Consider the following 18,497-nt stretch of genomic DNA (forward strand, 5'->3'; position numbering starts at 1 on the left):
GGTCAGCCGGACCGCGCTGGGCTGGGCGGTCGAGGAGGCGAAGCTGCGCGGCTGCGCGGTCGAGGCGGTCCTCGCCTGGCACGTGGACCACGCCATGGTGATCGGGCCGATGTCGGCGACCGTCGCCGCCATGATGGACCGCGACAAGCTGCGCGAGGAGCACCAGCACGTGCTCGACGAGGTCGTGGCGGAGGCCGGTGGCGACGTCCGCGCGGTGCTCGCCGAGGGCGACGCCCGCGACGTGCTGACCAAGGCGTCCGAGCACGCGGCGCTGCTCGTGGTCGGCAGCAGGGGAGCGGGACCCATCCGCGGTGCCCTGCTCGGTTCGGTCAGCTCCTACTGCGTGCACCACGCCACCTGCCCCGTGGTGGTCTTGCGCGCGCCCAAGCCGGAGCACGTCGACCCGAAGCCCGTCATCACGCCGGGACCGCTGCTGTGACCGCCGCGCTGAACGTCGACCGGGCGTTGCTGGCGGACGGGTCGGTGGTGGCGGTGCGCGAGCTGGGCCCGGCCGACGCGGACGCCCTGCTCGCGCTGCACCGCGACCTGCCGGTGGACGACCGCTACCTGCGGTTCTTCAGCGCCGCGCCCCGCCACCTGGACGAGTTCGTCGTTCGGCTGACGTCACCGGGGGAGCCGCTGCACGTGGTGATCGGGGCGCTCGACTCGGACGTGCTGGTGGGTGCCGCGAGCTACGTCCTGCTGGACGACGACACGGCCGAGGTGGCGCTGGTGGTGGCGCACGACCGGCAGTCCCACGGCGTCGGCACGCTGCTGCTGGAACACCTTGTCTCACTGGCCAGGCGGCGTGGCGTGCGGCGGTTCCGCGCGGACGTGCTCGCGGTGAACTCGAAGATGTTGCGGGTCTTCGCCGACCTCGGTCTGGTGTGGACGTCCGCAGCGGCCGACGGCGAGGTGCGCGTCGACCTCGGTCTCGACCCCGGTGAGCGGTACTTGGAGGCCGTCGCCGACCGCGAGCAGGCCGCCGACGTGGCCAGCCTGCGCGCGGTCCTCGAGCCCGCCTCGGTCGTCGTGGTCGGCGCGAGCCGCAAGTCGTCCTCCGTGGGCAACGCGGTGCTGGCCAACCTGCTCGACGGCGGCTACGCCGGAGCCCTGTACGCGGTGAACCCGCACGCCCGGCGGGTGTTGGGGGTGAAGTGCCACCCGAGGGTGACCGACCTGCCCGAGGCGCCCGAGCTGGCGGTGGTGTGCGTGCCCGCCGAGGCGGTCGCGCGGGTCGCCGAGGACTGCGGTCGGCGTGGGGTGAAGGCGTTGGTCGTGATCACCTCCGGCGTCGATCCCGACGGACTGCTGGAGGTCGTGCGGCGGCACGGCATGCGCATGGTCGGCCCGAACTGCGTGGGCGTGTCCAGCACGGACCCGGACGTGAGGCTGGACGCGACCTTCACCCGCGACCGGACGGAACCGGGTGGGATCGGCCTGGTCACCCAGTCCGGTGGTGTCGCGATCGCCGCGGCCGAGCGGCTGCGGCGGCTGGGTCTGGGCACCTCGCAGCTGGTCTCGACCGGGGACAAGTACGACGTGTCCGGCAACGACCTGCTGCTGTGGTGGGAGCGCGACGAGCGGACCCGGGCGGTGGCGCTGTACCTGGAGTCGTTCGGCAACCCGCGCAAGTTCTCGCGCCTGGCCCGACGGGTGGCGCGCCGCAAGCCGGTGCTGGCGATCCGGGCCGCGAGCAGCGAGGCCGGTCAGCGTGCCGCCGCCTCCCACACCGCCTCGACCGCGACCCCGGCGGTAACCCGGGACGCGCTGTTCCGGCAGGCGGGCGTGATCGCGGTGGACGGCGTCGGCGAGATGGTCGACGTGCTGGCCGCGCTGCACGCCACGCCGCTGCCCGCCGGTCGCGGTGTGGCCGTGCTGGGCAACGCGGGCGGGCTGGGTGTGCTGGCCGCGGACGCCTGCGTCCACCACGGGCTGACCATCGCCGACCTGGGCCCGGGCACGGTCGAGGCGCTCACGTCGCTGCTTCCCGGCACCGCGAGCCCGCACAACCCGGTCGACACGACGGCGGTCGTGGACGACGCGACGTTCGCCCGTTGCCTCGACGTCCTGGTCGCCGACCCGGCGGTGGACGCGGTCATCGCGGTCACCGTGCCCACCTCGTTGGGCGACCCGGCGGGCGGCATCCACCGCACGGCCATGCCGGTGCTAGCGGTGAGCGCCGACCAGGACGGGTCGGTGTCGCTGCGCGCCGACGGTATCGCCTGCTACGCCGAACCCGCCCGCGCCGCCGCCGTGCTGGCCGCGCTGGTCGAGCGCGCAGCGTGGTTGCGCCGTCCGCCGCCGGGGCCGACCGAGCTGCCTGGGACCGACCTGCCGACTGCCCGAGCCGTCGTCGCCGAGCACCTCACCGCCGAGCCCGGAGGCGGCTGGCTGGACCCCGACCAGGTGGTGCGCCTGCTGACCGCGTTCGGGCTGCCCGTTCTCGGCGGCGTGCTGGTGCCTGATGCCGAATCGGCGGTGGCGGCGCAGCAGTCCTTCGGCGGGCCGGTCGTGCTCAAGGCCGTGGCACGCGGGCTGCTGCACAAGAGCGAGGGCGGCGGTGTGCTGCTCGACCTGGCCGGCGAGGACGCCGTGACCTACGGCTTCGAGTCGCTGCGCGAGCGGTTCGGCGATCGGTTGCACGGCGTGTTCGTGCAGCCCATGGCCGAGCGGGGGCGTGAGCTGATCGTCGGCGTGGTGACCGATCCCCAGTTCGGGCCGCTCGTGGTGACCGGTCTGGGTGGGGTGGACACCGACCTGGTGGACGACCGCGCCGCCGCGCTCGCGCCGTTGTCGGAGGCGGACGTGGACGACCTGCTGCACGGCTTCCGCGCCGCACGCCGGGTGTTCGCCGACTACGACGAGGCGGCTGTGCGGGACGTGCTGCTGCGGGTCGGCCGACTGGCCGAACTCGTCCCGGAGATCGCCGAGCTCGACCTCAACCCGCTCGTCCTGACCGACCACCGCGCGCTGGCCGTGGACGCGAGGGTGCGCGTCGCGCCCGCCCAGCCGGTCGACCCGTTCCTGCGCCGGCTCCGCGACCCGAGGAGGACGCCATGACCGTCATCGCCACCGCCCCGGTCGAGGTGACCTACGAGTCCGGTGAGGAGTACGTGGTCCGGCTGCGTGATCACTGGGTCGGCACCGACCAACCGGCGGCGTCCGGCGGCCACGACCTGGGCCCGAGCCCGGTCGAGCTGCTGGTCGCGTCGATGGCCGCCTGCACCGCCTTCTACGCGGGCCGGTTCCTCGACCGCCACGGCCGATCGCGCCAAGGCCTGGCGGTGACCGCCGAGTACCGGACGGCGTCCGACCCGCTCGACCGCGTCGCCGAGGTGTGGCTGACCGTGCGCGTGCCGTCCGGGCTGTCCGAGCGGCACAAGACCGCCCTGCTGGCCGTGGTCCAGCACTGCACCGTCCACAACACGCTCCGGCGAGCGCCGGAGATCGTCATCGAGTTGAACGAGGTGAAGTCATGAACGCAGGTCCGATCGTGGTCGGCATCGACGGCACCCCCGCGGGTGACCGCGCGCTGCGCTGGGCCATGGACGAGGCGGTGCAGCGCGAGCTTCCGCTGCACGTGGTCAACGCCTACGCCTACGAGCCGCTGGCCGACTGGGCGATGACGTCCGAGCAGGACGCGCGGGTCCGGTCGGAGGCGCTGGTCGAGGACGCGCTGCGCGCCGCCTCCGTGGGCAGGCTGAGGTTCCCGCGGATCATCCGGCACTGCGTGCGCGGACCGGCCGCCGAGGCGCTGGAAGCACAGGCGCGGGGCGCGTCGATGCTGGTGGTGGCCTCGCACAGCGGCAGCCGGCTGCGGCGCGTCCTGTTGGGCAGCACCAGCGCGCACTGCGTGCGGCACGCGACCGTGCCCGTGGTCGTCCTTCCTCCGAGCGACGAGCGGCACGACGGGGTCGAGGTCCGCGCGGGACAGGAGGCCGGGCGATGAGGGTCCGCGACCTCATGACGCGCGAGGTGGTGACCGTCTCGCCCGAGACGCCGGCGCGTGACGCCGTGGCGCTGCTGGCCACCAAGGGGTTCACCGCCCTGCCGGTGGTCGACGGAGCCGGCACCCTGGTCGGCGTGGTCACCGAGACCGACGCGCTGCGCGACCGGCTGCCGGTCGACCCGCGCTCGCTGGTGCACGGGCAACCGTCACGAGCGCGTCCCGTCCCGCGCAGGACGGTCGCCGACGTGATGAGCGAGCCGGTCGCCGGCGCGTCGCCCGGCACGGACGTCGCGGAGCTGGCCAGGCGGATGCTGGAGCACGGCGTGCGCAGCGCGTGCGTGGTCGACGGCAAGCGGCTCGTCGGCATCGTCACCCGCCGCGACATGCTGCGGGCGATCAGTCGCGACGACCGCACGCTGGCCGCCGAGGTCCGGCACCGCTTGGGCCTCTACGCCGGCCCGCACCGCTGGACGGTGTCCGTGGTGGACGGTCGGGTGGCGATCGTGGACGAGCTGGACGACGAACGCGACCGCCACGTGGCCGCGGTGCTCGCGGGCGCCGTGCCCGGCGTGGTCGACGTCAGCTTCCCGGAGACCCGTCATGCCGTCGACCACGGCTGAACGCGAGGCCACGCCGCACGGCATGCCGGTGCACGAGGTCGTGCTGCTCGCCGAGACCGACGCCGACACCGGCCTGTCCGGCGTCGGCGCCGCCGAGCGGCTGGCCTCGCTCGGACCGAACAAGCTGCCCGAACGCCGCGGCCCCGGACGTCTGCGACGGATGCTCGCCCAGTTCCACAACCCGCTGATCTACGTGCTGCTGGCCGCCGCCGCGCTGACCGCCGTGCTGGGCGAGACCGTGGACGCCTCCGTGGTGCTGGGCGTGGTGCTGGTCAACGCGATCGTCGGCTACCTGCAGGAGGTTCGCGCCGAACGCGCGCTCGACGCCCTGGAAGCCATGGTCCGCACCGAGGCCACGGTGATCCGCGACGGCACCGCCGCGCGGATCACCTCCGACGAACTCGTGCCCGGCGACCTCGTGGTGCTGGAGGAGGGCGACCAGGTGCCCGCCGACCTGCGGCTCGTGCGCACGCGCGAGCTGCGCGTGGACGAGTCCGCGTTGACCGGTGAGTCGCAGCCGTCCGCCAAGGACCCGCTGCCCGTGCCGCACGACGCCGCGCTGGCCGACCGCACCAACATGGCCTACTCCGGCACGCTGGTCACCACTGGTGGCGGGCGTGGCGTGGTGGTCGCCACCGGCGCGGACACCGAGATCGGGCAGGTCCACCGACTGGTCGGCACCACCACGACCGTGCAGACGCCGCTGACCCGCAAGCTCGCCCGGTTCAGCAAGCTGCTCACCGCCGTCATCCTCGGCCTGGCCGCGGTCACCGTCGTGATCGGCGTGCTGCGCGGCGAGCCGTTCGCCGAGATGGTGACCGCCGCCGTCGCCCTGGCCGTCGGCGCGATCCCCGAAGGGCTGCCCGCGGCGGTCACGGTGACGCTGGCCATCGGCGTCGCCCGCATGGCCCGGCGCAACGCCGTCATCCGCCGCCTGCCCGCCGTGGAGACGTTGGGCAGCACCACGGTCATCTGCACCGACAAGACCGGAACGCTCACCGCCAACGCCATGACCGTGCGCCAGGTCGTCGCCGGTGGGCAGCGCTGGGAGGTCGACGGCATCGGCTACTCGCCGCTGGGGGAGTTCCCGCCGCCGTCACCGGCCGTGCGTGACGTGCTGCTGGCGGGGCTGGCGTGCAACGACGCTCACCTGGTGCTCCAGGACGACCGGTGGACCGCCGTCGGCGACCCCACCGAGGCGGCGCTGGTCGTGTCGGCCCGCAAAGCCGGGCTGACGCCCGACGACGTGCCCGAACGGGTGGACGAGCTGCCGTTCACCTCGCAACGCCGGTTCATGGCCACCCGGCACGCCGGCGGCGTGGTCTACCTCAAGGGCGCGGTGGAGCGGATCTTCGAGTTCACCGGTTCCACCGACCACACCGAAGCCGATCAGCTCGCGCACGAGGGGATGCGCGTGCTGGCGTTCGCGCGAGCGCACGTGCCCGAAGGCAGCCCGTTGACCGAGGACGCTCTGCACGGCGCCGTGCCGCTGGGCCTGCAGGCGATGCACGACCCACCTCGACCCGAGGCCATCGAGGCGGTCCGCGCCTGCCAGGAGGCGGGCATCGAGGTCCGCATGATCACCGGCGACCACCTCGGCACCGCCCGCGCCATCGCCACCCACTTCTCCCTGCCCGACGACGCCGTGCACGCCCGCGTGTCACCCGAGGAGAAGCTGAGGCTGGTCAAGCAGATCCAGGCGGACGGGCACGTGGTCGCGATGACCGGCGACGGCGTCAACGACGCCCCGGCCCTGCGGCGCGCCGACATCGGCGTGGCAATGGGCCGCGGCGGCACCGAGGTGGCCAAGCAGGCCGCCGACATGGTGCTGACCGACGACAACTTCTCGTCCATCCGCGCCGCGGTGGAGGAGGGGCGCGCGGTCTTCGACAACCTGCGCAAGTTCATCATCTGGACCCTGCCCACCAACATGGCGGAGGGCCTGGTCATCCTCACCGCGATCCTGCTGGGCACCGCCCTGCCGATCCTGCCGGTGCAGATCCTGTGGATCAACATGACCACGGCCGTGGCGCTCGGGTTGACGCTGGCCTTCGAACCACGTGAGCCGAACGTCATGCGACGCCCGCCGCTGCCGCCGTCCCTGCCGCTGCTGACCGGGGCCCTGATGCAGCGCATCCTGCTGGTGTCGGCCGTGCTGCTGGCCGGCTCGTTCGCCGCGTTCCACCTGCACGGCGGCACGCTGGACCAGGCCCGGACGGTCGCGGTGAACGTCTTCGTGGCCGCCCAGATCGCCTACCTGTTCAACTGCCGGTCGCTGCGCGACCTCCGGCCGCGCGTCGGATTCCGCCGCAACCCCTGGCTGGTGGTCGGCATCGCCGTCACCGCCGCCCTCCAACTGCTGTTCACCTACGCGTCGTTCATGAACACCCTGTTCCACACCGCGCCGATCGGCTGGCGTGACTGGACGGCCGTGGTGGCGCTGGCCGTCGTCGCCTACGGGGTCGTCGAAGTGGAGAAGTGGTTGCGACGCAAGTGAGCCGGTGATCCGGGAGCTGTCCAGCGCTCCCGGATCACCGGCTCCGTGACGACGGGTTCAGCGGCCCATGTCGGCGAGTTGGTGCTGCAGCTTGTCGTGCAGCAGGTCCACGGCCTCTTGGTAGGTCTCCGCGGTCGCGTCGGCGTTGACCGGCGTGCCGTTGACGTCCAGCGTCGCGTGGGCAACCAGCAGTCGCGGCCCGTCGGTGCTCAGCCGCACCTTGGCGTAGGAGATGTCGGCGGGGGCGTACTTGGCGATGGCGGCGACCTTGGCGCGGGCGTACTCGGCGGCCTCGCCGGGCAGTCCGGTGGCCAGGTCGACCCGGATGTTGACGATCTCGTGCACGTGGCTCATGCCTCCAGACTCCTCTCCGCGCCGAGCACGTCGACAGTGACCAAAGTCCCGGCCGGCAGGGACTCCCGGAACTGGGGCCGGCCCGACGGCGGAACCAGGCTGGGAACCAACACCCCCAACCCTGGTCAGGAGAGCGAGATGTCGCAGCAGCCGGAGAACACCGCGCCGGACTTGTCCTTGGTCGACGCCTACTGGCGGGCCGCGAACTACCTCTCGGCAGGGCAGATCTACCTGCTGGACAACCCGCTGCTGACCGAGCCGCTGACCCCGGAGCACATCAAGCCCCGCCTGCTCGGCCACTGGGGCACCACGCCCGGCCTGAACTTCCTCTACGCCCACCTGAACCGCGTGATCAACGACCGTTCCCAGGACGTGCTCTTCGTGACCGGGCCGGGGCACGGCGGCCCGGCGCTGCTGGCCAACACGTGGCTGGAGGGTTCCTACACCGACACGCACCCGAACGTGCCGCGTGACGGCGAGGGGATGCGCAAGCTGTTCCGCCAGTTCTCCTTCCCCGGCGGCGTGCCCAGCCACGTCGCGCCGGAGGTGCCGGGGTCGATCCACGAGGGCGGTGAGCTGGGCTACTCCCTGGCGCACGCGTTCGGCGCGGCGTTCGACAACCCCGACCTGGTCGTGGCATGCGTGGTCGGCGACGGTGAGGCCGAGACCGGGCCGCTGGCGGCGAGTTGGCACGGCACCAAGTTCCTCGACCCGGCCCACGACGGCGCGGTGCTGCCGATCCTGCACCTCAACGGCTACAAGATCGCCAACCCGACGATCCTGGCGCGCATCCCGAACGAGGAGCTGGACTCGTTGCTGCGCGGCTACGGCTACGCGCCGTACTACGTGGAGGGCGACGACCCGGCCGTGCTGCACCCGCGCATGGCGGAGGTCTTCGACGAGGTGTTCGACGAGATCCGCCGCATCCAGGAGGTTGCCCGCGCGGGGGACACCGAGCGTCCCCGTTGGCCGATGATCGTGCTGCGCACCCCGAAGGGCTGGACCGGGCCGTCCGAAGTGGACGGCGTGCCGGTGGAGGGCACCTGGCGCTCGCACCAGGTCCCGCTCGCCGGTGTGCGCGACAACCCCGACCACCTCCGGCAGCTGGAAGCGTGGCTGCGCTCCTACCGCCCCGAGGAGCTGTTCGACACCGACGGACGGCCGCGACCCGAGCTGCTCGCGCTCGCCCCGCGCGGTGAGCTGCGCATGGGCTCGATCCCGCACGCCAACGGCGGTCTGCTGCTGCGTGAGCTGCGGATGCCCGGCACCACCCCGTACTCGGTCGAGGTGACCAAGCACGGCACCACCACCTCCGAGCCGACCCGCGCGCTGGGCCGGATGCTGCGGGACGTGATGACGCTCAACGAGGCTGAGAGGAACTTCCGCGTGTTCGGCCCGGACGAGACCGCGTCGAACCGGTTGGACGCGGTGTTCGAGGTGACCGCGAAGCAGTGGCTCGCGTCGAAGTTGCCCACCGACGAGCACCTGGACACCAACGGTCGGGTGGTGGAGGTGCTGTCGGAGCACCTGTGCCAGGGGTTCCTGGAGGGCTACCTGCTGACCGGTCGGCACGGGCTGTTCAACTGCTACGAGGCGTTCACCCACATCGTGGACTCGATGTTCAACCAGCACGCCAAGTGGCTCAAGACTCATCGCGAGATCGACTGGCGGCGTCCGGTGGCGTCGTTGAACTACCTGCTGTCCTCGCACGTGTGGCGGCAGGACCACAACGGCTTCTCCCACCAGGACCCGGGCTTCATCGACCACGTGATGAACAAGAAGGCCGAGGTCGTCCGCGTCTACCTGCCCGCCGACACCAACACCCTGCTGTCGGTGGCCGACCACTGCCTGCGCAGCCGCGACTACGTCAACGTCATCGTCTCGGGCAAGAACTTCACCCCCGACTGGCTCAGCCCCGAGGAAGCGGCGCTGCACTGCGCGCGTGGCGCGGGCATCTGGGAGTGGGCGGGCACGGACGACGGCCTGACCGAACCCGACGTGGTCCTGGCCTGCGCCGGCGACGCACCCACGTTGGAGGTCATGGCCGCCACCGCCCTGCTGCGCGAGCACCTGCCCGAGCTGAAGGTCCGCGTGGTCAACGTGGTCGACCTGGCCCGCCTGCAACCGGAGACCGAGCACCCGCACGGCATGCCCGACCACGAGTTCGACGCCCTGTTCACCCCCGACAAACCGGTCCTGTTCGCCTACCACGGCTACCCGTGGCTGATCCACCGCCTGACCTACCGCCGCACCAACCACCACAACATCCACGTCCGCGGCTACAAGGAAGAAGGCACCACCACCACACCCTTCGACATGCTCGTGCTCAACGACATGGACCGCTACCGGCTGGTCATCGACGTCATCGACCGCGTCCCCGGTCTGGGTGTCAAGGCCGCCGGGCTGCGCCAGCACATGCAGGACCAGCGCACCCGCCACCACGCCCACATCCGCGAGCACGGCGAGGACCTGCCCGAGATCCGCGACTGGACCTGGCCGTACTGATGGACGTGCTCGTGGTCAACGCGGGCTCGTCGAGCCTGAAGTTGTCGGTGCTGGGCGAGGACGACACCGTCCTCGCCCAGCACCACGTCGAACGCTGGGACGGCAGCCCCGGCCTCGACCTGCGCCTGCCGCCCGTGCACGCCGTGGGCCACCGCGTCGTGCACGGCGGCACCGGGTTCACCAGCCCGACCCTCATCACCGCCGACGTCCGCCGCGAGATCGCCGCCTTGACCGACCTGGCGCCGCTGCACCAGCCGAGGGCCCTGGCCGGCATAGACGCCGCCCAGGTGCTGTTCCCGGCCGTGCCGCACGTGGCGTGCTTCGACACCGCGTTCCACCGCACCCTGCCCGCCGCCGCGTCCACCTACCCATTGCCGGCCGCCTGGCGCGACCGCTGGGACCTGCACCGCTACGGCTTCCACGGCCTCTCGCACGCATACGCTTCCCGCCGCGCGGTCGAGCTGGCGGGCGGCGGCACCCGCGTCGTGACCTGCCACCTCGGCGCGGGCTGCTCGCTGTCCGCCGTCCACGACGGCCGCTCGGTCGACACCACGATGGGCTTCACCCCACTGGCCGGTCTGCCCATGGCCACCCGCAGTGGCGACCTCGACCCCGGCCTGCTGCTGCACCTGCTCGACCGCCTCACCACCGACGAACTCGCCGACGGCCTCGCGCACCACTCCGGCCTGGCGGGTCTGTCCGGACACGCCGACCTGCGCGATGTCCACGCTGCGCTCGCGGCCGGTTCCGCCGACGCCGCGCTGGCCCTGGACGTGTTCACCCACCGCCTGCGCCAGGGCATCGCCGCCATGGCCGCGTCGATGGGCGGACTGGACCTGCTGGTCTTCACCGGAGGCATCGGCGAGCACGACGACCAAGTGCGAGCCCGAGTGGTGGACGGCTTGGCGTTCCTGGGTCTCACCCTCGATCGCGAGGCCAACGCCGCGGCTTCGGGCGATGCCGGAATCGGCGCGAAGACGTCCCGGACGCCGGTCTGGGTCGTCACCGCCCGGGAGGACGTCGAGATCGCGGCCGGCACGCGGACCACGTTGGCCGCCGACACCGTGTTGTAGAGTTGAAGAAGTTTTCAACTTTGCAACTTGTCGGAGGCCGTCGTGCCACTCCCGCTGTACCAGGCCAAGGCCGAGTTCTTCCGCATGCTGGGGCATCCGGCGCGCATCAGGGTGCTCGAGCTGCTCCAGGACGGCCCGAAGCCGGTGCGCGACCTGCTTGCCGACATCGGCATCGAGGCGTCCAGCCTCTCGGCCCAGCTGGCGGTGCTGCGCCGTTCGGGGATCGTCACGGCTACCCGGGACGGCACGACCGTGGTCTACGCGCTGACCAGTGACGACGTGGCCGAGCTGCTGCGCGTCGCGCGCAAGGTCCTGACAGGTCTGCTGACCGGCCAGAACGAGCTGCTGGAGATGCTGCGCGAGGAGGAGCGGGCGTGACGGCGTTCCTGCCGGCCAGAGCGGACTGGGCCGGCGCGACGCGAAGAGACCTCGTGGCGGGGGTGACGGTGGCGATCGTGGCCCTCCCGCTGGCCCTCGGGTTCGGTGTCGCCTCCGGGCTGGGGGCGGCGTCCGGCCTGGTCACGGCCGTGGTGGCGGGTGCGCTGGCGGCGGTGTTCGGTGGTTCCAGCCTCCAGGTGTCCGGACCCACCGGTGCGATGACGGTGGTGCTGGTGCCGATCGTCGCGCGCTACGGCGTGGACGGCGTGCTCACGGTGGGGCTGCTGGCCGGGATCTTGCTGGTGCTGCTCGCGGTCGCGCGTGCGGGCCGTTACATGCGGTACGTGCCCGTGCCGGTGGTGGAGGGTTTCACGATCGGCATCGCGGCGGTGATCGCGTTGCAGCAGGTGCCCGCAGCCCTGGGGGTGTTCGCACCCGGCGAGGACCACGTGGTGCTCGCCGCCGTGGCGGCTGTCGGGGACTTCGTCGCGGCACCGCGCTGGGAGGCCGTCGCCCTGGCGGCCGGGGTGGCGTCGGTGATGCTGATCGGCGCCCGGTGGCGTCCCGGCGTGCCGTTCTCGTTGCCCGCCGTCGTGGTGGCGACGGTCGTCGCGCAGTGGGCCGCGCTGCCCGTTGCCACGATCGGGGCGCTGCCGAGGGTGCTGCCCGCAGCGTCGTTGGGGTTCCTGGACCTCGGCGCGCTGTGGTCGCTGTTGCCGTCGGCGGTGGCGGTGGCCGCGCTCGCCGCGTTGGAGAGCCTGCTGTCGGCCGCGGTCGCCGACGGGATGAGCGTCAACCAGCGGCACGACCCGGACCGGGAGCTGTTCGGCCAGGGCTTGGCGAACCTGGTGGCGCCGTTGTTCGGCGGTGTGCCCGCCACGGCGGCCATCGCGCGCACGGCGGTCAACGTCCGCTCCGGCGCGACCTCCCGGCTCGCGGCCCTCACCCACGCCGTCGTGCTCCTGTTGATCGTGCTGGTCGCCGCGCCGTGGGTGGCCGGCGTCCCGCTCGCCGTGCTCGCCGGCGTGCTGCTGGCCACGGCCGTCCGGATGGTCGAGGTCGGCTCGGTGCGCGCCCTGGCCCGGGCCGGTCGGCCCGACGCCGCCGTGCTCGGGCTGACCGCCGTGGCGACGCTCGCGCTGGACCTCGTCACCGCCGTCATCGTCGGTCTCGTGCTGGCCGGCGTGTTCGCCCTGCGCGCGGTGTCGCGGACCGCGCGCCTGGAGGAGGTGCCGCTGGAACCGGGTGACCACCGCGAGGAGGAACGCGCCCTGCTGGCCCAGCACATCGTCGCCTACCGGCTGGACGGCCCGTTGCTGTTCGCCGCCGCCCACCGGTTCCTGCTGGAGCTGACCGAGGTCACGCCCGTCGCGGTGGTGATCCTGCGGATGTCGCGGCTGTCCGCCGTCGACGCCACCGGCGTGCAGGTGTTGCGCGACGCCGTGCGGCGCCTGGAACACCGCGGCATCACCGTCCTGCTCTCCGGCGTGCGGGACGAGCACCGCCGCGCACTGGGCACGACGGACCTGCCCGTGTTCGACCACACGCCCGACGCCATCGACCACGCCCGAACCTTGCTGAGGAAACGGGACCTGCTGCCTTGATCAGGCCCGCAGGCCGTGCGCCGCGAACTGGCCGCGCACCCGCTCGACCAGTTCCGCGTCGGGCGTGGGGGTGTCGGCGAGTGGGAACGGCAGGCCGATGGCTTCGTACTTGGGTGCGCCCATTTTGTGGAACGGCAGCACGTCGACCCGCTCGACCGACGGCAGCGTGGCGACGAACGAGGCGATGCCGTCGACGTTGTCGGGGTCGTCGGTCTGTCCTGGTACCAGGACGAACCGGATCCACATCGGTTTGCCCAGGTCGGCGAGGCGGCGGGCGAACCGCAGCGTGGGTTGGACCTCGCCGCCGGTGACGTGGCGGTAGGTGGTCGGGTCCCACGACTTGATGTCGAGCAGTACCAGGTCGGTGTCGGCGAGCAGTTGGTCGGTGGCGCGGTCGCCGAGGAAGCCGGAGGTGTCCAGGGCGGTGTGCAGGCCCAGGTCCTTGACGGCGTGCAGCAGTTCGGCGGTGAACTCGGGCTGGAGCAGTGGTTCACCGCCGCTGACGGTCACGCCGCCTCCGGCGACTTCGATGAACCGGCGGTACTTCGCGATCTCGGCAATGACGTCGTTCACCGTGACGCGCCGGCCGTACCGCGTGAACCGGGTCTCCGGGTTGTGGCAGTACAGGCAGCGCAGCGGGCACCCGGCGGTGAACACGACGAACCGGGTGCCGGGGCCGTCCACGGCCGTGGCGAGGTCCCAGGAGTGGACGGCCCCGGTGGTCATCACAGTCCTCCGTGGAACGTGCGGTTGACCACGTCGCGTTGTTGTTCGGGTGTCAGGCGTACGAAGTTGACCGCGTAGCCGGACACGCGGATGGTGAGCTGCGGGTACTTGTCGGGGTGTGCCATGGCGTCGAGCAGCACCTCGCGGTTGAGCACGTTGGCGTTGAGGTGGAAGCCGCCGGCGTCGGTGTAGGCGTCGAGCACGCCGACGAGGTTGGTCACCCGCTCTTCGGTGTCGCGGCCCAGCCCGTTCGGTGTGATGCCGGCGGTGAGCGAGATGCCGTCGAGCGCTTCGTCGTAGGGCAGCTTGGCGACCGACAGGGCCGCGGCGACCAGGCCGTGGCGGTCCTGGCCGTTGGACGGGTTGGCACCGGGTGCGAACGGTACGCCCCCGCGCCTGCCGTCCGGGGTGTTGCCGGTGTGGCGGCCGTAGACGATGTTGGAGGTGATGGTGAGCACCGACTGGGTGTGCACGGCGTGCCGGTAGGTCGGGTAGCGGCGCACCAGGGCCATGAAGTCCTCGACCAGTCCGACGGCGATGGTGTCGGCGCGGTCGTCGTTGTTGCCGTAGCGGGGGAAGTCGCCCTCCACCGCGAAGTCGACGGCCAGGCCCGTGTCGTCGCGGATCACCTTGACGCGTGCGTGCTTGATCGCGGAGAGGCTGTCCGCGACGACCGACAGACCGGCGATGCCGCAGCCGAGCAGCCGTTGGGCGGGGTGGTCGTGCAGTGCCATCTCGATGCGTTCGTAGGCGTACTTGTCGTGCATGTAGTGGATGATGTTGAGCGCGTCCACGTAGGTGCGGGCCAGCCAGTCGAGCATCCGGTCGAACGCGGCGCGGACCTCGTCATAGTCGAGGTACTCGCGCGCGAGCGGAGGACGGTGCGGTGCGACCTGTTCGCCGGTCATCTCGTCGCGGCCGCCGTTGATCGCGTACAGCAGCGCCTTGGCCAGGTTGACCCGCGCGCCGAAGAACTGCACCTGCTTGCCGACCTTCATGGCCGACACGCAGCAGGCGATCGCGGTGTCGTCGCCGAAGCGGGGCCGGATCAGCTCGTCGTTCTCGTACTGGATCGAGCTGGTGTCCACCGAGACCTTCGCGCAGAACCGCTTGAAGCCCTCCGGCAGCGCGGGCGACCACAGCACGGTCAGGTTCGGCTCCGGCGCCGGGCCCAGGTTGTAGAGCGTCTGCAGGAACCGGAAGCTCGTCCTGGTCACGAGTGGACGGCCGTCCTCGCCGATGCCGCCGATGCTCTCGGTGACCCAGGTGGGGTCGCCGGAGAACAGCTCGTCGTAGGCCGGGGTGCGCAGGAACCGCACGATCCGCAGCTTGATCACCAGGTCGTCGACCAGTTCCTGCGCCTGCGACTCGGTCAACCGACCGGCGTCGAGGTCGCGCTGGAGGTAGACGTCCAGGAACGTCGACGTGCGGCCCAACGACATCGCCGCGCCGTTCTGCTCCTTCACCGCCGCCAGGTAGGCGTAGTACAACCACTGCACGGCTTCACGGGCCGTGGTCGCCGGCCGGGAGATGTCGCCGCCGTAGGACAGCGCCATCTGCTTCAGCTCGTCGAGCGCCCGGATCTGCTCGGCCAGCTCCTCGCGGTCCCGGATGATCTCCTCGGTGGACGGGACGTCGTCGATCGCGGCCCGTTCGGCCCGCTTGGCGTCGATCAGCCGGTCCACGCCGTACAGCGCGACCCGGCGGTAGTCGCCGATGATCCGCCCACGTCCGTAGGAGTCGGGCAGGCCGGTGATCACCCCGGCGCGGCGGGCGCGCTTGATCTCGTCGGTGTAGGCGTCGAACACGCCGTCGTTGTGCGTCTTGCGGTACTTGGTGAACACCTCGCGAACGGCCGGGTCGAGCTCGTAGCCGTAGGCCTCCAGACTCGCCTCCACCATGCGCAGGCCGCCGTTGGGCATGATGGCCCGTTTGAGCGGCGCGTCGGTCTGCAACCCGACGATCAGCTCCTGTGCGCGGTCGAGGTAGCCCGGCCGGTGGGAGGTGATGGTGGACGGGGTGTGCACGTCCACGTCCAGGATGCCGCGCCTGCGCTCCTCGGCGAACAGCCCGGACAGGTCCCGCCACAGGCCCGTCGTCCGCTCGGTCGGCCCGGCCAGGAACGCGTCGTCGCCCTCGTAGGGGGTGTAGTTGTCCTGGATGAACCCGCGCACGTCGATGTCGTGCCGCCAGTCCACGCCGCGGAACCCGGTCCACGCGTCCAGCCGTTCCTCCACGGCGGTCATCGGGTCAGCACCACCTTCAGCGCGCCGGTCTCGCCGGCCCGCGCGAACACGTCGTAGGCGAGGTCCATCTCGTCCAGCGCGAAGTGGTGCGTGGCGAACCGCTCGGCGTCGAGCCGGCCGTTCGCCAGCATCGTGAGCAGCGTGGGTGTGGTCACGGTGTCGACCAGGCCGGTGGTGATGGTGACGTTGCGGATCCACAGCTGCTCCAGGTGCAGCGTGGCGGGCTTGCCGTGCACGCCGACGTTCGCGACCCGGCCGCCGGGGCGGATCAGCCGCGCGCACAGCTCGAAGGTCTCCGGCACGCCCACCGCCTCGATCGCGAGGTCCGCGCCCATGCCGCCGGTCAGCTCGGCCACCACCCGCTCGACATCGTCGGCCGCGTTGACGGTCAGGTCCGCACCGAACTGCTTGGCCGCCTCCAGCCGCGACTCGGCCACGTCCACCGCCACGACGTGGCCGGGGCTGTAAAGGCGGGCGGTCTCGATCGCGGCCAGACCGATCGGTCCGGCGCCCACGACGACGATCGTCCGGCCCGGCTCTACCTTGCCGTTGAGCACGCCGACCTCGTACGCGGTGGGCAGGATGTCCGACAGCATGACCGCGGCGGCGTCGGAGACGCCGTCGGGCAGCAGGTAGGTCGAGGTGTCCGCGAACGGCACCCGCACGTACTGCGCGTGCGTGCCGTCCACCGTGTGGCCCAGCACCCAGCCGCCCCCGCCCAGGCACTGCCCGTACACACCGGTCCGGCAGTACGAGCACCGACCGCACGCGCTGATGCACGACAGCAGCACCCGGTCACCCGGCTTGATCCCGGTGACCGCCGCGCCGACCCGCTCGACCACGCCGACACCTTCGTGGCCCAGGATCCGACCAGGCTCCACCTCGGGCACGTCGCCCTTGAGGATGTGCAGGTCCGTGCCGCAGATCGTGGCCGCGGTGATCCGGACGATCGCGTCGGTCGGGTCGACCAGCTCCGGGTCGGGCACGTCCTCCCACGCCCGTCGGCCCGGACCGTGATAAACGAGTGCCTTCATCGTCTCCTCCTCGAATTCCGTCCACTCCGAGCGTCCACCCGGGCCGGTCCGGGAGGCAGAGCCCGAGGTCCCGGCAGGACAGGGCAGTTGGCCGCTGTCGGCCGGTCCGCGGGAGGGGCAGCGTGGTGAGACGACGAAGCAGAGAAAGGTGGTACCGGCGATGGCACGGGCACTCGTGGTCTTCGAATCCATGTTCGGCAACACCAGGGCGGTCGCCGAGGCGGTGGGTGCGGCCTTGGCGGAAGGCAGGCAGGTCGACGTCGTGGAGGTCGCCGCGGCGCCGGACGTGCTGCCCGAGGGCGTCGACCTGCTCGTGGTCGGCGCGCCGACGCACGCGTTCAGCCTGAGCCGGGTTTCCACCCGCAAGTCCGCCGCCGACCAGGCGACCGGTGGACTGGTGTCGCGTGGACGCGGCGTGCGCGAGTGGCTCGACGCGCTCGCGCCCGTCGACCGCACTGTGAGCGCCATCGCGTTCGATACCAAGGTCAAGGTGGGATGGCTGCCGGGCTCGGCCGCCAAGGCGATCACCAAGCGCCTGCGGCGACTGCGCTTCACCCTCGCGGGCGCGCCGGTGTCGTTCTACGTCGGAGGCACCCCGGGCCCCTTGCTGGAGGGCGAGATCGAGCGTGCGACGGCCTGGGTCCGGACCATCCGCGCCACCAGCCGGACGTGACCCGCCTGGTCGTGCGGGGTGCGCTCACGACCGACAGGACGGCAGAGCACCAGCCACACCGCTGCGGACGGTGAACGGTCCGTGGTCCGCCGCGCGTGGTTTCCGGTCCGGTGTGCCGGGTAGGCGCTGGTGAGGACCCGCCGGCAAGGAGTGGCCGCCCACCGGAAGGCGCTGTCGACGGAAATCACCGGATCAGGGGAAGATTGCGATGAAGGCCCAGGACCTGATGACACACGCCGTGGTGACCGTGCGGCCGGGGATGGCCGCCAAGGACGCGGCGCGACTGCTGGTGGAGCACGGTTTCACCACGCTGCCGGTGGTCGAGGGCGGCGACCGCCTGGTGGGCGTGGTCGCCGAGGCGGATCTGCTGCGCAACCGCGTCCTCCCCGACCCGCGGACATTCGTGCACGGACAGCCGCCCGAGCCGCTCGCGCCGGCGTCGACGACCGTCGCGGAGGTCATGACGACCGACGTGGTCGCGGTCGACCCGCGCACGCACGTGTCCGAGTTGAGCAGGCTCATGCTGGACAAGCACCTGCGCGTCGTCCCTGTCGTGCGAAACGGCGTCCTCGTCGGCGTGGTCAGCAGGCGCGACCTGTTGCGCATGATCGCGCGGGACGACGACGTGATCGCGACCGACGTGCGGCACCAGCTGGCCGTCGCGGCGGGGCGCGTGCCGTGGCGGATCTCCGTCACCCATGGGGTGGTCACTCTTGCGGGTGAAGGTGCGAACGACGGGGAGCGGCACGTCGCCACCGTGGTGGCCGGTGCGGTGCCGGGGGTGGTCGGCGTGGAGGTGGCCGAGCCCGACGGCACCGCGTGAGGTGCACTGGCG

16 protein-coding genes are annotated in these 18,497 nt (G+C 72.0%); 12 read left to right on the forward strand and 4 right to left on the reverse strand.

Going from position 1 to position 18,497, the window contains the following annotated elements; all coding sequences use genetic code 11:
* From AB0I91_RS37845 to AB0I91_RS37870, 6 genes are all read left to right on the forward strand, one after another.
* On the forward strand, positions 1–439 hold a 439-nt coding region (locus AB0I91_RS37845), incomplete at its 5' end, for a universal stress protein (RefSeq protein WP_499641162.1).
* On the forward strand, positions 436–3,063 hold the full coding sequence (locus AB0I91_RS37850) for a bifunctional acetate--CoA ligase family protein/GNAT family N-acetyltransferase (protein WP_499641164.1): 2,628 nt from the start codon (positions 436–438) through the stop codon (positions 3,061–3,063). The genes AB0I91_RS37845 and AB0I91_RS37850, both read left to right, overlap by 4 nt.
* Positions 3,060–3,482 (forward strand): OsmC family protein, encoded by a 423-nt coding sequence (locus tag AB0I91_RS37855; protein ID WP_499641166.1) that lies wholly within the window; start codon positions 3,060–3,062, stop codon positions 3,480–3,482. Before AB0I91_RS37850 ends, AB0I91_RS37855 begins: the two co-directional genes overlap by 4 nt.
* Positions 3,479–3,952, forward strand: a complete 474-nt coding sequence (locus AB0I91_RS37860) for a universal stress protein (RefSeq protein ID WP_499619021.1) — start codon at positions 3,479–3,481, stop codon at positions 3,950–3,952. Before AB0I91_RS37855 ends, AB0I91_RS37860 begins: the two co-directional genes overlap by 4 nt.
* Positions 3,949–4,572 carry a CBS domain-containing protein gene (locus AB0I91_RS37865; protein WP_499619019.1) on the forward strand — a complete coding sequence of 208 codons (624 nt, stop codon included), beginning with the start codon at positions 3,949–3,951 and terminating at the stop codon, positions 4,570–4,572. Before AB0I91_RS37860 ends, AB0I91_RS37865 begins: the two co-directional genes overlap by 4 nt.
* Complete coding sequence (locus AB0I91_RS37870; protein WP_499619018.1) at positions 4,553–7,069, forward strand: HAD-IC family P-type ATPase; 2,517 nt, start codon at positions 4,553–4,555, stop codon at positions 7,067–7,069. The genes AB0I91_RS37865 and AB0I91_RS37870 overlap by 20 nt, the downstream gene beginning before the upstream one ends.
* Positions 7,070–7,126: 57 nt before the next feature.
* Here the strand turns inward: AB0I91_RS37870 and AB0I91_RS37875 are convergent, their stop codons facing one another.
* Positions 7,127–7,423 (reverse strand): HPF/RaiA family ribosome-associated protein, encoded by a 297-nt coding sequence (locus tag AB0I91_RS37875; protein ID WP_498785536.1) that lies wholly within the window; start codon positions 7,421–7,423, stop codon positions 7,127–7,129.
* A gap of 138 nt (positions 7,424–7,561) precedes the next feature.
* On the opposite strand from AB0I91_RS37875, the gene AB0I91_RS37880 reads away from it, so the two are divergent.
* Genes AB0I91_RS37880 through AB0I91_RS37895 form a run of 4 tightly spaced genes read left to right on the forward strand, consistent with a single transcriptional unit; the run spans position 7,562 to position 12,983 of the window.
* Positions 7,562–9,928: a phosphoketolase family protein gene (locus AB0I91_RS37880; RefSeq protein ID WP_499641168.1), complete on the forward strand. Its 2,367-nt coding sequence runs from the start codon at positions 7,562–7,564 to the stop codon at positions 9,926–9,928.
* On the forward strand, positions 9,928–11,001 hold the full coding sequence (locus AB0I91_RS37885) for an acetate/propionate family kinase (protein ID WP_499641170.1): 1,074 nt from the start codon (positions 9,928–9,930) through the stop codon (positions 10,999–11,001). Before AB0I91_RS37880 ends, AB0I91_RS37885 begins: the two co-directional genes overlap by 1 nt.
* Positions 11,002–11,043: 42 nt before the next feature.
* Positions 11,044–11,379: an ArsR/SmtB family transcription factor gene (locus AB0I91_RS37890; protein ID WP_499617258.1), complete on the forward strand. Its 336-nt coding sequence runs from the start codon at positions 11,044–11,046 to the stop codon at positions 11,377–11,379.
* A complete protein-coding gene (locus AB0I91_RS37895) occupies positions 11,376–12,983 on the forward strand; it encodes a SulP family inorganic anion transporter (protein WP_499641172.1) in 1,608 nt (535 codons plus the stop codon). Before AB0I91_RS37890 ends, AB0I91_RS37895 begins: the two co-directional genes overlap by 4 nt.
* Here AB0I91_RS37895 and pflA read toward each other — a convergent pair whose 3' ends face one another.
* The 3 genes from pflA to AB0I91_RS37910 are packed head-to-tail and all read right to left on the reverse strand — an operon-like array spanning position 12,984 to position 16,989.
* Positions 12,984–13,709 (reverse strand): pyruvate formate-lyase-activating protein, encoded by a 726-nt coding sequence (gene pflA, locus AB0I91_RS37900; RefSeq protein ID WP_498781192.1) that lies wholly within the window; start codon positions 13,707–13,709, stop codon positions 12,984–12,986. It abuts the gene before it with no gap.
* A complete protein-coding gene (gene pflB, locus AB0I91_RS37905) occupies positions 13,709–15,955 on the reverse strand; it encodes a formate C-acetyltransferase (RefSeq protein WP_499641174.1) in 2,247 nt (748 codons plus the stop codon). The genes pflA and pflB overlap by 1 nt, the downstream gene beginning before the upstream one ends.
* Positions 15,952–16,989: a zinc-dependent alcohol dehydrogenase family protein gene (locus tag AB0I91_RS37910; RefSeq protein WP_499641175.1), complete on the reverse strand. Its 1,038-nt coding sequence runs from the start codon at positions 16,987–16,989 to the stop codon at positions 15,952–15,954. Before AB0I91_RS37910 ends, pflB begins: the two co-directional genes overlap by 4 nt.
* A gap of 160 nt (positions 16,990–17,149) precedes the next feature.
* Between AB0I91_RS37910 and AB0I91_RS37915 the strand changes: the two genes are divergently transcribed.
* Both AB0I91_RS37915 and AB0I91_RS37920 read left to right on the forward strand, forming a co-directional pair.
* A complete protein-coding gene (locus tag AB0I91_RS37915) occupies positions 17,150–17,662 on the forward strand; it encodes a flavodoxin family protein (RefSeq protein ID WP_499641177.1) in 513 nt (170 codons plus the stop codon).
* A 208-nt stretch (positions 17,663–17,870) separates the two neighbouring features.
* Positions 17,871–18,485, forward strand: a complete 615-nt coding sequence (locus tag AB0I91_RS37920) for a CBS domain-containing protein (RefSeq protein WP_498781184.1) — start codon at positions 17,871–17,873, stop codon at positions 18,483–18,485.
* The last annotated feature ends 12 nt before the right edge of the window (positions 18,486–18,497 follow it).

This window comes from Actinosynnema sp. NPDC049800 (genome assembly GCF_040656635.1).
In the GTDB taxonomy this organism is placed as follows: Bacteria; Actinomycetota; Actinomycetes; order Mycobacteriales; family Pseudonocardiaceae; genus Actinosynnema.